Annotated in this window: 10 protein-coding genes; all 10 read left to right on the top strand. The window is 35.3% G+C overall.

Annotated features, from left to right (window positions below):
- Positions 1-86: 86 nt before the first annotated feature.
- The 10 genes from ACFSR1_RS15090 (at position 87) to ACFSR1_RS15040 (ending at position 14,235) form a co-directional block, all read left to right on the top strand.
- On the top strand, positions 87-1,124 hold the full coding sequence (locus ACFSR1_RS15090; RefSeq protein ID WP_378293853.1) for a hypothetical protein: 1,038 nt from the start codon (positions 87-89) through the stop codon (positions 1,122-1,124).
- A 157-nt stretch (positions 1,125-1,281) separates the two neighbouring features.
- Positions 1,282-3,261, top strand: coding sequence for a DUF7849 domain-containing protein (locus ACFSR1_RS15085; protein ID WP_378293852.1), 1,980 nt, complete (start codon positions 1,282-1,284; stop codon positions 3,259-3,261).
- Positions 3,242-5,842 carry a CHAT domain-containing protein gene (locus ACFSR1_RS15080; protein WP_378293851.1) on the top strand — a complete coding sequence of 867 codons (2,601 nt, stop codon included), beginning with the start codon at positions 3,242-3,244 and terminating at the stop codon, positions 5,840-5,842. The genes ACFSR1_RS15085 and ACFSR1_RS15080 overlap by 20 nt, the downstream gene beginning before the upstream one ends.
- Positions 5,839-6,276: a retropepsin-like aspartic protease gene (locus ACFSR1_RS15075; protein WP_378181539.1), complete on the top strand. Its 438-nt coding sequence runs from the start codon at positions 5,839-5,841 to the stop codon at positions 6,274-6,276. Before ACFSR1_RS15080 ends, ACFSR1_RS15075 begins: the two co-directional genes overlap by 4 nt.
- A gap of 263 nt (positions 6,277-6,539) precedes the next feature.
- Positions 6,540-7,124: a hypothetical protein gene (locus ACFSR1_RS15070; RefSeq protein WP_378293850.1), complete on the top strand. Its 585-nt coding sequence runs from the start codon at positions 6,540-6,542 to the stop codon at positions 7,122-7,124.
- A gap of 149 nt (positions 7,125-7,273) precedes the next feature.
- Positions 7,274-8,233 (top strand): methionyl-tRNA formyltransferase, encoded by a 960-nt coding sequence (locus tag ACFSR1_RS15060; RefSeq protein WP_449224258.1) that lies wholly within the window; start codon positions 7,274-7,276, stop codon positions 8,231-8,233.
- 51 nt (positions 8,234-8,284) lie between these two features.
- Positions 8,285-8,839 carry a phage tail protein gene (locus ACFSR1_RS15055; RefSeq protein ID WP_378293847.1) on the top strand — a complete coding sequence of 185 codons (555 nt, stop codon included), beginning with the start codon at positions 8,285-8,287 and terminating at the stop codon, positions 8,837-8,839.
- A 28-nt stretch (positions 8,840-8,867) separates the two neighbouring features.
- Positions 8,868-9,422, top strand: coding sequence for a phage tail protein (locus tag ACFSR1_RS15050; protein ID WP_378181527.1), 555 nt, complete (start codon positions 8,868-8,870; stop codon positions 9,420-9,422).
- Between the two features lie 60 nt (positions 9,423-9,482).
- Positions 9,483-10,517 (top strand): hypothetical protein, encoded by a 1,035-nt coding sequence (locus ACFSR1_RS15045; RefSeq protein WP_378293846.1) that lies wholly within the window; start codon positions 9,483-9,485, stop codon positions 10,515-10,517.
- A gap of 10 nt (positions 10,518-10,527) precedes the next feature.
- Positions 10,528-14,235 carry a beta strand repeat-containing protein gene (locus ACFSR1_RS15040; protein WP_378293845.1) on the top strand — a complete coding sequence of 1,236 codons (3,708 nt, stop codon included), beginning with the start codon at positions 10,528-10,530 and terminating at the stop codon, positions 14,233-14,235.
- The last annotated feature ends 278 nt before the right edge of the window (positions 14,236-14,513 follow it).

The following is a 14,513-nucleotide window of genomic DNA, read 5'->3' as shown; positions in this document are numbered from 1 at the left end:
GGTAACAAAAAATTAGTGTTGTTGATATGAAGGTGTAAATAAGAAAATTTAGAAAGTCCAAAAAAGGGCAATTAAAACTAAAAAACATGAAAACAAATAGTACAACAATTACATTACTGAATAGTAGTAAGAATGTAAAACAAACAATGATTAACTTTTTACTTTTAGGTTTCGCTATGCTTTTTCTTGCAAGCTGTAGTAGCAATGATGATAACGATATTATTATTGAACAAGTTTTAGGTGGATTAGAATTAGAAGCTGAGATTTTAGAAAATCGCGAAGAAGCTGTACAAATCTTTACACTTAATGATGGAACTGGACAGGTATATGGTGAAGAGGGTACCATTCTATATTTTCCTCCAGGGAGTATTGTAGATCAAAACGGAGATCCGGTTACAGGTAACGTTACCGTAGAACTTATAGAAATCTATGACAAAGCAAAAATGCTACTTACAAAAATGCCAACTAACGGAAAACGCCCGAATGGAGATGTAGAAACACTGATATCTGGGGGAGAGTTTTTCATCAACGCTACTCAAAACGGAGAACAATTAGAAGTGGCAAATGGCTTCCAGTTGTTTGCACCTGCCGATGAATTTGATGAAGATATGAGATTGTTTAACGGTCTGGATAATGATTGTGATGGTGATGATTTAGAATGTGATATTGTATGGGAAGAAGATGAACAAGGAGGCTTAGAACCTATGCAAAGAGAAGGTCCAAACGGAGAAGGAGTTAGCGGATACGGAGGTTTTCTTAGCAACTTTGGATGGACAAATATTGATCGTTGGTATAACGACCCGAGACCTAAAACTGTTTTATACGTAGACGTACCAGAAGGTTTTGACAACACTAACAGTAATGTTTATGTATCGTATGATGGAGAACCTACTGCGCTAGCCTTATTAGACATTTATAATCCTGACACTGGTCTTTTCTCTGAACACTACGGATTAATCCCAATTGGATTAGAAGTACATATCATTTTTGTATCGGTACAAGATGATCAATATGTATATGCAATCCAAGGAGCTACTATAGAAGAGGATCACGTAGAAGTAATTGGAAGTACAAGCACTGGAACCGAAGCAGAATTAGTAGCATTGATAAACGGTCTCCCGTAAAAAATCTCATACTGGAATATGCATATTAGGTAATGGGGGTTACAGCAAATTTCAGCAAAAATTCCGGAAGATAAACTTCCGGAATTTTAATTCATTAAAGATAGAAATGTAGCTGATTTAACTTTTTGTTTATCTTTATTAACACTAACAACAAATCATGAATAGATTTTCGGCTTTACTGGCACTCATTTTATTCCCTTTTTTCTGCATTGCGCAAATATTGACCAATGACACTATTCCCAGAATAGCACCGATATCTTATGAAATTGAAGGTAATCAGGTCACCTATAGCGCAGAAATGCCCGTGCTTAATCAAATTGCAGGTGCTCCAAAAGCTTTTTATACCTATTATTGGGAGTTTGGTGATGGTCAATATAGTTTTAAAGAAAAACCAGCACACACCTATAAAAAGAACGGTACATATGACACTAAACTTTGGGCAACAAACAACTATGATAACGGAAAACCTCCTACATCAAGACCAAAATCTGTGACTATTAGCGATGCTTACGATGAGGCATCTACAGAGAGTAACTCTCCTTTTACAGAAGATGAAGATCTGATTTTAAAAACAAATCGGGAGCCAATTCCGGATCAGGAAATGGTATTTATCACTAGTTATAAGAACAATAATAATTATGTATCCAGCGGAAAATTATATTTATTCTATAATGACTTACGATTTAAGAATGATAATTTCACTATAGAAGATACTAGACTACATCACGACGAGCGCATAGTTCCTCTAGATGCTGTTTCTTCTGTACTTCCGGAAAATGACGATCATACTTTGTTAGCCTCTAACAGCATTTCTTTTTTGAAGTCTAAAACACTTTTTGTACAAGATTCTACCAAACGAAAAAACTTTCCACTTACGCTGGAAGAATCAAAAGCCTTATATCGAAGTTATCAAATCATAGAATTTGACGATATGAAACCCGGAGAAGAACGCAATATCTTTAGAACACTGAAAACCACTCCTGAAATGATCAAAGATACCAGTGCTATAGTCACTCTAAGAAGTGTCTATGTGCCTGACAACAATTTTGATGATCATACTGTAAAAGATACAGAAATGGAGATTGTAACTTCTCATGATCCTAACAAAATGTCTTCTAATGGATGGTTAATGAACTATCGTTTGGTAAGATTTAAAAGATTAAAATTCAAAGTACGATTTCAGAATAATGGAGAAGGTCCCGCTAACACAATTAAATTAGAAGTAGATACTCCAGAAATGTTTGATAAATCTACACTGAGAATTGATAGCATGTACCCAGAATGCCCTATTTGTCCAAAAGAGCGAGAAGTGAATTACAGTTGCCTGGATACTATTTTGCAAAAAGATAAAATCATATTTCAATTCAATAGAATTTACCTTCCCGGAAGTGAACAGAAAAATGTAGAAGAGATTGATTCTACTAAAGGTTTTGTGAAATACTCCATGAAATTCGGTAAAAACTTTCACAAAAAAAAGACGAGGAGCAGAACTGCTATTTACTTTGATAAAAACGAACCTATAATTACTAATTATGCCACTACCCGATTCTTACCGGGAATTTCGATTGGAGCTAAGGCAGGATACATTACGGTACCCGAATTAGATAATCAAAGAGAATATTTTGTTGGAGCCACATTATCACCATTTAAATCCTACAGAGGATATTATCAGGCCGAACTATTCTTTTCATCCGCTTCTTACGATGAAACCAGAAATTTTGAAACACGCAATATTAATCCAAATGGAACAGTTGATTTACTCCGTTTTTCTGAAAGTAATCAATACGATAATATCACGATATATGCCGTTCCTGGATCCTTTCGATATAATTTCAATAATTATTTTGCTATGGGGGCTGGTGTACAGTTAAAACTGGACCTTACCAGCACCAACAAACAAGAAACCACAGGCGAAGGTTTTTTTATAGATGTTGATGGAACAGAATTTCCTAATCCAGATGTAAACACATTTTCTGCTCAGGAAATAGATGATAGCTTTAGGAACCTTCAAACCGGAGTTTTTATAGGCGTGAATCTGGGAACCGTGAGGATTGGACCTAGTATTGGTGTGAGGTACGTTTATAACTTTGACACTCCAAATTCTCAAATTCAGTTCTATGGGATTTGGAAATTTTAAAGTAATCATTTTGCTTATTCTTTTCCTTAATTTAGGAAATGAACCACTTTTCTCCCAACAAAAAACAAATACTTCAGAATTTTTATATACTCAATTAGATGATTTTTTAAAACAGCCGTCAAATTCAAAATTAAACCGATTAAGCAAACTTATTGCTTCTAAAGAAAATCAACTTGTTACCAAAGAAGACAAACTTGCATGGGTAATTGTTCATAGCAATATGGGATATTATTACAATCAATTTGGAAGCCTCCCCACAGCCATTATGTATTACGAAAAGGCCTGGAAAAACTTTTATGATAACAACCTTAAGGATTATGATATCATTGAAAATTGCTTACAACCTTTGGGGAATCTATATATTAAAATTGGAGATCTCCAAAAGGCAGAAAATACAATCACTAATTACTTGTATCTGGCAGAACAATCTCAACATACTGACAAAATAATTGCTGCTATCACCAATTTATCTATTGCATATAATAATCAAAGTAATTTTCTAAAAGCAATCAAAATTCTCAAAAATGGCGAGAGATTAGCTCCAAAAAACGTAAATATCCTTACAAATTTGGCCACCAACTACTTAGATTCCGGATCAATTAAGGAAGCAGAAAGCTATGCTAACAAGGTAATTTCTATAGATGCTTCTCAGGTCAATGCTTACCAGATTCTAGCAGCGGTAGCCTTAGAAAATAAGGATCTACAAAATGCCCAAAGTTATATTCAAAAGGCAAAATATCAATTGTTGAAAAACCCAAATACCTCTTCCCGAGATTTTGCTAAATGGCAACTGGCTTATATCGACGTTTTACTTTCGAAATCTGCATATGCTGAAGCCTTGTTTAACATAAAAGAAATCTATGCCTCTCTCCTACCAGAATATTCAATGGAAATGAATCTTCCTACAATAGAAATGCTTATAGCAGATAGAATTTTACTAAAAACGCTAGATGTTCAGACTTACATTTTACAACAACTCAACGATCCAATTTCATCAATTAAAGTATATGAAGCAGCTTTTGAGGTAAATTCAAAGTTGAATCAGGCATATCCTATACAAAACACAAAGATCCTTCAGCATAGCCAAAACAGAAATCGAACCGAAAGCTATATTGATCTTTTATATACGATCTATACTAAAACCAACGATATAAAATATGTTATAAAAGCATTTGAAGCAGCAGAAAACTCTAAAGCTCCTTTTGTCAATGAAGCATTACTATCTAAACAACTACTATTACAATATAAAAACGATTCGTTAGTAAATAAGAACAAGCAACTTACTAGCGAAATGGCGAATTATGACACTTATATCCTAAAAGAAAGGCAAAAGGAAGACAAGGCTAACATCTCACAAATTCAAAAATGGATGTCGGCATATGAAATGAAATCTATAGAGTTTAAGGATGTAACTCAAGAACTTCAGAAAAAATATCCCAATCTTCTTTTTAAACAAGAAAAAATCTCAATTACTGAGCTTCAAGAAAAACTAAAACAAGATGATCTTACTCTGATCGAATATTTTTTTGGAAAGAACATTATATACCAGTTTAAAGTTGATGCTGATTCAATTGAAATACTAGAAATCAAAGATATTGAGCATTTTAGAAATATCACCCAGAACTATATACGTTATTTTAACAATGCCTCTACTATTATCAATAATGTAAAAGGTTTTTCGGAAAGTAGTTTTGACCTATATCGTACTCTAAATATACCTAACACTAAAAACCTATTAATCATTCCTGATGGACTGCTTAATTTTATTCCTTTTGAAACATTATTGACCAAAAAAAGTGATGTTTTAAGTTTTAATCAGATGCCTTTCCTTCTAAAATCAAGGATTATAAATTACGAAATTTCGGCAGGAAAATATTTAAAATCCAATTACAGCAAAAAGGAAAAAAGTATACTTGGTATATTTCCGGTTTTTGAAAATACCCAGCTAGAACTTTCCTTTTCTTTAGATGAGCAACGTTATATACAACAAAAATTTTCTGGAGTATATTTAGAAAAAGGAGAAGCTACCTACACTCGCTTTCTAAAAGAAGTAGAAAATCACTCTATTATACATTTGTCTACACACGCTGAAGCAGGTAGTTTTTCCAGACCTGCTTCTATACAATTCAGAGATCAAAATATATTGGTAAATCAGTTATACGGATTACAATTAGAAACCGACTTAGTTGTGCTGAGTGCTTGTGAAACAGGCATTGGCACTTTAGCAAAAGGAGAAGGTCCGCTTAGCATTGGCAGAGGGTTTCAATACGCAGGAGTACAAAATGTATTATTTTCTCTCTGGAAAGTAAATGACAAAACCACTTCCCAATTAATGCAGCGTTTTTACCAAAACTTACATCAAACTAACTCCTATGTTCACGGATTACATCAGGCTAAAATAGATTTCCTTGAAGCAAAAGAAATTTCCAATACACAAAAATCACCTTATTACTGGGCTTCATTTGTGTATTATGGAGTTCATCAACCTCCAACGGAATCAACATCTAATTGGATATTTATTATCGGAGGATTCTTATTAATTATGCTATTTTTGTTCGTGATTCGACAAAAATTAAAATGACAACACTTCGCCAGTTTCTAATTGAAAAAGAATATCATCGCATTAAACTTGTGTATACCAAAACCAATCATTTTGAGGTTAAAGCAATGCTTAATGGCATAGAAGGTAATTTTATTGTAGATACCGGAGCATCTAATTCGTGTGTTGGTTTTGATGCAGTAGAAAAATTCAATCTTTTTGCACAAGATAGTGATGTAAAAGCTGCCGGGGCCGGGGCCACAGATATGCTAACACAACTTTCTAAAAGAAATACACTACAATTGGGCAAGTGGTCTAAAAAAAGTATTTCACTTATTTTGTTTGATCTTAGTCACGTTAACACTGCCCTTATAGCGCATCAAGCAGAGCCTGTGGACGGGATTATTGGTGCGGATGTTTTAAAAAAGGGAAAAGCGATCATAGATTATGAGAAAAAGTGTTTGTATCTCAAGTAGATCATTTCTTGAATCATCTTTTTTTTGTTGTTATAAAAAGATTTTACAAAAGCAGTAAATCACAACAAAATAGCATCACTCCTCAAGATTATATGGGGAAAATACCTTGATATTCAGTGTATTAAACTACTCTTTTGCCGTAAAAAAACGGATTTAAAACTATAAATGTTAATTTTTTTACTTAGCTTTAAGAAAATATTAAGACTTTATTTATCCTCTTAAAACCTAATAAGCCTATTGTAGAACTTTACATACCCCTTTTTATGAACCGAAGAAATTTTCTAGCATCAGGAACACTAACTGCCGGTGCTTTATCGCTATCTCCTACCTCTATTTTTGCAAATGACAATTCTATTTCTCTTTTTTCCATAGGGAAAGGATTTAATAGAATCTCTGATCAAATTTATCTACTACCCGTTAACTCATTATCCTACCATGCATTAGAAGCACATAAACTATTGCTTCAAAAACTTGATGAAAAAGGATATAGTTATAACCCCGCTGAAATTGTTAAACTAAGCGAAAACTGTTATGCGATTCCACTCAGTAAAAACCCACTAATTGGTTTTAAAACTAAGGAACTTGCTTTATTAATAGAACATCAAGGAACATTTAAACATCATATTCTTAACGAACCAACATCTATTGCATTTAATTCTTTGATTGAAAACTTTAGTAAAAGTGCTGATGCCCTTGGATTAAATCTGGATACACTTCAGTTTATTTCCCCTAATGAAGTTATTGCTGCATCTTTTGGAAAAGAAAATACATTTACATATAAAAATGTAAGTGGAAATACGATCACCCTAAAAGGTTCTTCAAAAAAACAAATAGCAGTTATCTGCTAACGCTTTTGACAAAATTCAGGTAGTTATACGTATTTATTTTTTCTAATACTCTATTTAGCTTTGGTGAATGGGGATATTAGTAGAAATCATTCGAATATTTCAATTAGAAAAGCTGGATTCATCTCCGGTAAATTATAAAACATGAATTCATGAAAATCGTACTTATCGGAAGCTTTCCTGTTTGTCTATCTGTCTATAATTATCTATCAAAAGATAATTATTTGGACGCAGTAGGTTTTCAAGAATCCGAAGTACCTAATCCTAAAAAAAATTTCTGGTATACCGCTATCCAAAAAGAAGGTTTGGATACGTATCTTATTAATAAACAAAATATCCAGGCAGGATTCAAAACCTGGTTAGAAAACAAAACTCCTGACTTGGTATTGGTTTGTGGTTTTTCTATTAAAATTCCTAAAGAGGTGCTGACCATCCCAACTTATGGTTTTTTAAACGTACATTTTGGAAAATTACCAGAAAATAGAGGCCCAGACCCACTATTCTGGTCAATCAAACAAGGGCAAAAGCAAACTGCGATTACTATCCATCAAATGGATACCGATTGGGATACCGGGAAGATTTTAATCGAGCAACCAATTCCATTAATACCTGGTGAAACATTGGGGATGGCTAATTCTAAGATGAGCTATATGCTTGGAGAACTTATTAAAAAAGCTTTAGAATTAATAGTTGAACCTAAAAACCTAAGCCCTCAATCAGATAAAGGCATTGCATACTATGCAAGACCTACAGAAGAAGATACTACAATTTATTGGGAGACACAGACTGCAGATGAAATAGAACAATTGATCAATGCGTGTAATCCCAAGTATGGAGGAGCAACTACCTATTACCAAGGATCACCGATTAGAATTGTAGAAGTTTCACCTGTGGATAGTCAACCATTACTTGGAAAAACGGCCGGTGAAATCGTACACGCACATCCACAAGAAGGATTGTACGTCTACTGTAAATACGGAAAAATACTAAGAATAAATGCCATTAGTTCTGATGCAGGCATCTTATCAGGAACCAAATATGTGCATCTAGGAGTGCGACAAGGGCATTGTTTTACCACCAGCTTAAGGAACAAACAACAAACGGTCATATAATGGACAACATTACTAAATAACTAATTTATTAATCTTAAAAATCAGTTCAATATGGAAGGAACAATAGGAGAAGTTCGCGTGTTTGCGGGTAATTTTGCACCAAGAACCTGGGCGTTTTGCGAGGGTCAATTATTACCAATTTCGCAGTATACAGCGTTATTTTCAATTATAGGAACCATTTATGGAGGAGATGGAAGAACCACGATGGCTTTGCCGGATCTTAGAGGACGTGTGCCTATTGGGCCAGGTACTGGCCCAGGATTAAGCACTTACAGAGAAGGACAGCGAGGTGGAACCGAAACGAACACCTTAAATGTTACTCAAATTCCAGCGCATAACCATTTCGGCGCTGTAAAAGTTAGCTCTGCGAATGCATCAGAAAGCACACCATCAGCAAATGCATCGATTGCAACTCCTGGAACTGGGTCAGGAAGATCCTTTACTCCTACTTTAGGTTTTAACACTGCAACCCCAGACGTTACATTAAACAATCAATCTGTACAAACAGGAAACACTGGAGGAGGTCAATCTGTAAATAACATGCAACCTTGGTTATCTTGTTACTATATCATATGCCTACAAGGAGTTTTTCCTTCGAGAAACTAAATTTTTAATTAATTTAAAACAAAACATTATGGAAGGAACCATTGGAGAAATAAGAATGTTCGCAGGTAATTTTGCACCAAGAACTTGGGCATTTTGCGACGGTCAACTATTAGCTATTAATTCTAATCAAGCACTATTTTCAATTTTAGGAACCACTTATGGTGGTGATGGAAGAACTACCTTTGGACTACCAGATCTAAGAGGTCGTGTACCTATCAGTCCAGGTAATGGTCCAGGATTAACGCCTAGAAATTTAGGACAACGTAGTGGAACTGAAACCAATGTTCTTACTACAAATCAGCTTCCTGCACACAGTCATACTGGATCTGTAAAAGTGAGCTCGGCAAATGCCACGGAAAGTACTCCTACTGCGAATGGCTCTGTAGCAACACCAGGAACAGGATCAGGAAGATCTTTTAGTCCTACTTTAGGCTTTAATGCAGCAACACCTGATGTTACATTAAATAGTCAATCAGTTCAGACTACGAACACAGGAGGAAACCAAAGTGTTAATAATATGCAACCTTGGTTAGGAATATATTATATCATTTGTTTACAAGGTATTTTCCCTTCAAGAAATTAATAATATCAACTAAACAAAGAGAGAACGAATCAATCTCTCTTTGTTCACTATAAAAATAGTATGATAGAAACCACCAAACATCCTGTAGAAGAATTACACCGAATTGGACAGTTTTTATTGGACTCTAATGAGTCTAATGAAATAGCTAGTGTGTTAGAACTACATAATTTCTATGATCAATTTTTATACAATCATCACTATGATAAAAGTGACTCGAAGGATATATTCCTTGAGCACGGGGTAGCGCTTTCTACAGACAACGCTGCCGATTGCTTAAAAGACTATAAAAGGACTGCCCGATTTATCAAAGGAGTTCATAATGCTATCACCTATACACTATCGAAATTCTCTAAAACTAAAATAAATATCCTATACGCTGGTTGTGGCCCTTATGCTCCATTAATTTTACCATTACTTTCTTTTTTCAAGACGGAGCAAATTTCAGTCACATTACTTGACGTTAATAAAGATTCATTAAATATTGTAGGAGCAATAATTTCCGAATTAGATTATCAAAACTATATTTCTGAAATTATTACTGCGGATGCCACTAAGTACAAGTACCCCAAGGACAAACCATTGCATCTCATTATTACAGAAACAATGTTTCATGCCTTGACGAAGGAACCTCAAGTAGCTATCACAAATAATCTGGCGCCTCAGCTGATAAAAGGAGGCGTTCTGGTCCCTGAAGAAATTAAAGTATCACTGGGTTATTCTTTTTTTTCCAAAGAGCCCTATTTAAATCAATATAGCGATGAATATTATATTAGTAACACCGAAAAAGAAACAAAAAGACGAATAATTCAACCCTTATTCAATATTAGTAAAAAGGATCATAAAGATATTTCAAAGAATCAATCCTTTTATTTCGAAAGTCCTTGGCAGTCAATCCCTGAAAACTATGAAGAAACCCCAGATATATGTATCTATACACAGATTAAAGTTTTTGACAGGACAACATTAGAGAATGAAGATTCATTAATAACCAACCCTTATTGTATTGGATCTTTGCACAACATCACAGAACGCTCTAAATTTAAAATTAAATATAACATAAAGAATATCCCCAAATGGGAAATATCAACAATTTAAAATCAAAAAAATGAAACAGTTATACCTTTCTTTCTTATTAATTACAGTACTGGGAATACATTGTGCTCAAGGGCAGTTTACAGAGACTTTTGAGTCGCTTGCAGATAACCAAAACACATTCACCAGTAATGGTCAACCATTTACGACAGATGTAAACGGATTTGATGCGGAAACTAGTTTCCCTGGTTTTGGAGCAAGTGGTTCCAATGTTTTTGTAGACAATTCCAATAGCGTAGCTACTGAAGACATTAATTCAATTAAAACTACAGACGGAAGTAATTTTACACTTAAGGATGTAGACATTTTCCTTTCCGTAGATAGTGGTGTTACTGTTGGTGGATCTGGATCAATAATTATTAAAGGAAAGGAAAGTAATGTTACACAATTTACAGTTACTATAAGTTCTAGTTCTGGTAGTATCCCTACCGATTTTACTCCGGATAATGGCTTTTTTAATGTAGATTTCTCTACAGAAGGAGGTTCAGATAATAGTCTAACTAATATTGATGAAGTAGAGTTTGAACTTACAGGATCTTTTGTCTATATAGCTATTGATGAATTTACTTTTGGTCCAGAAGAGGTGGTTGCTGACACCAACCCTCCTGCAGTATCCAGCATTACTAGAAGTGGTACACCACCAACCACGGCTGATTCCGTTGATTTCATTGTAACCTTCAATGAAAATGCAAACAACGTTACTACAGATGATTTTGCTTTAGATATCACTGGTGGGGCTATGGGTACCATATCCGCAATAAGTGGTAGTGGAACAACACACACGGTTACTGTAAACGGAATTTCCGGAGAAGGTACTCTAAGCATAGATCTCAATGGTAATACAGACATAACAGATGATTTGGGTAATGGGAATGGTACTAATGGTAATTCTCCTGCTTTTACAGCTGGTGAGATCCATAACGTTTCCGTTTGTTTTTTAGAATCATTTGAAAACTTTAATGTTAATGATAGTGCTTTTGGAAGTAATGGACTTCCATTTATGACTACTGGTGGCTTAGATGTATTCAATCTTGGAGGGGCTGGTGCTAGTGGGTCCGATCAATATCTTGATAATGGAGGTATTGGTGCAGGTTCTTACACAATTGAAACAACTGGTGGAGAGTTATTCACTATGAATACTTTGGATCTGTACCTTTCTTCTAACGCTAGTGGAACACCTCCTACTAATAACGGAACATTGACAATCAACGGTAAAGTCGCTGGTGCCACGGTATACACAATAACAAAAACAACCGGATTTCCTACTTCACTAGCTAATGGTGACAATGGTTTCTTTAATATCAACTTTGCAACTGAAGGGGCATCTGATTATACAACTACCAATATTGATGAATTAGAAATTGTAATCGGAGGTTCTTTTGTATACTTAGCTGTTGATCATTTCGAATTTTGTGAAGAAGGTACTACCGATACTTTTGCACCTGAAGTACTCAGTATTGCAGTGGCAGGAAATCCAACCTCGATAGACACCTCTGTTGATTTTATAGTTACCTTTAATGAAAATGTTACTAATGTTACTACAGATGATTTTACCTTGGATACAAGTGGAACAAGTGGTTCTATTTCTAGTATAACCGGATCCAACAATATATATACAGTAACTGTAGATAATATTGCAGGACAAGGAACCATTAGTATCGATTTAAATGCTGCTACAGATATTCAGGATGCTTTAATGAATAGTGGCCCGCCAGCTTTTACCGCTGGTGAAAACCACATAGTATCCGACTGTTTTGTAGAAGATGTTGAGTCATTTACCGTGGGAGCCACCTCGATTACCAGTAACGGAGTTCCTTTTACCTTGACTAATGGTCTAGATGTATTTAACCAGAACGGAGCAGGTATCAATGGATCCGACCTATTTCTGGATAACGAAGGGAGTGGTGCAGGCGCATATTCTATAACAACTACTGACAATTCGTTATTCACAGCGAATACGATGTTTGTGTATGTATCATCCGGAGCTACTGGCCTTGCCCCTACAGATGATGGTACACTAACCATAAGAGGAAAAGTGGCTGGCGCAACAGTATTCTCATTTGATCTAAATAGCGGAAATACAGCTTTCCCTACAAATGTAAGCCAAGGCAACAATGGGTTTTTTCAAGTGGATTTTGCAACCGCAGGAGCGTCTGACTTCAGTACTGTTGACGTTGATGAAATTGAAATTGAAATTTTTACGTTCTTTGTATATTTAGCAATTGATAATTTTGAATTTTGTCAGGACACTACAGCTCCTGTTGATCCTGTTGTAACAACACCAGCAACTGCTATCACAGTAAATACAGCTACACAAACAATTGCTGGTACACATACAGAAAATGGTGTTACAGTACATGCCTATGCGGATAATGATAACGACGGAATGGCGGACAATACAACTTCCTTAGGGTCAGCAACGGTAACTGGAAATGCTTGGAGCTTTTCTGTAAACCTTACCGCTGATAGTGACAATAATTTTGTAGTACAAGCAGAAGATATTTCAGGAAATACTTCTAATGATGTAGATGTACCTACAATTATCGAAGATTCAATGACACCAAGTGGATATACCGCACTTATCGACCAAGCTCCTATTAACTCTACAAACGAAACAGCTGTAAGCTTTACATTTGCAGCCGCCGAAGTTAGCACAACGTATAATTATACTTTTACTTCTTCGGGTGGAGCAGGATCGGTTACCGGTTCTGGTGTTATCGCAACTGCTATTGATCAAATCACCGGAATTGATCTAAGTGGATTAGCTGATGGAACTATAACTCTAAGTGTTACACTTACGGATGATGCTGGAAATACAGGTGGTGCAGCAACCGATACAGAAACTAAAGATACAGGAGCACCAACAGGATACAATGTAACCATAGATCAAAGTCCTATTAATTCAGGAAGCGCAAATGTGGTAAGTTATACGTTCTCCTCAGCAGAAGTTGGAGCTACGTACAACTATACTTTTACCTCCTCTGGTGGTGCAGGATCCGTTACTGGTTCTGGAGTTATCGCAACAGCTACTGATCAAATTACAGGAATAGATCTAAGTGGATTAGCTGATGGTACCATAACTTTAAGCGTTACGCTTACGGATGTTAATGGAAATACTGGTAGTGCTGCAACGGATACAGAAACTAAAGAAACAATAAGACCTAGTGTTACAATAACTTCTACAGAAAGTCCTGGACCTACTGGAGCCGATCCAATACCTGTAACCATTACTTTTTCTGAAAGCGTTACTGGATTTGAAATAACTGACCTTATTGTTGGAAACGGAACGCCAGGTAATTTCGCCGGTTCCGGAACTACATATACTGCTGACATCACTCCCTCTGGCGCTGGACCATTAACGATAACGGTAGATATTAATGCAGATGTTGCATTAGATAGTGGTGGCAATGGAAATATAGCTGCTCCACAGTTTAGTATTGATTATGATAACTTATTAAATATTAATGATGAAATACTAGCGAATGGACTTACTATTTATCCAATTCCATCCAGTGACAATATCAATATATCAGGAGAAACTAGTTTAGGTTTACAACGAGCTGAAATTTTTGATATCCAAGGTAAATTAATTATTTCTCAGAAACTAACTGCAAGTAGTATGACACATACTATTGATATTTCTTCAATTCGTTCTGGTTTATACCTAATGACAGTATATTCTGAAAAAGGCTCTACAACAAAGAGAGTAATCAAACAATAAACTATTTTTTTATTAATAGCTAACAAGCCAAGGTTAAACCTTGGCTTGTTTATTTAATAAACTACCACGATGCAATTAGACCTGAGATTCTGCTGAAAAAGTGGGATTAGTTCAACAGTCTATTTTGAATGCATTGCTATGCAACTTTTCATCCGCCACGGCGGATCACTAATAAACACTCATTATCATAATCAAGTATTTCTACCTATTTCGTTACCCTCTGATTCCTAGTATCTTTGAACTATGATATTAGATATAATGACCCCAAATAAAAAAAG

Origin of the sequence: Aquimarina rubra, from assembly GCF_042684305.1 — a bacterium.
Taxonomy (GTDB): Bacteria; Bacteroidota; Bacteroidia; order Flavobacteriales; family Flavobacteriaceae; genus Aquimarina; species Aquimarina rubra.
This window is presented reverse-complemented; position numbering and strand designations above follow the sequence as displayed.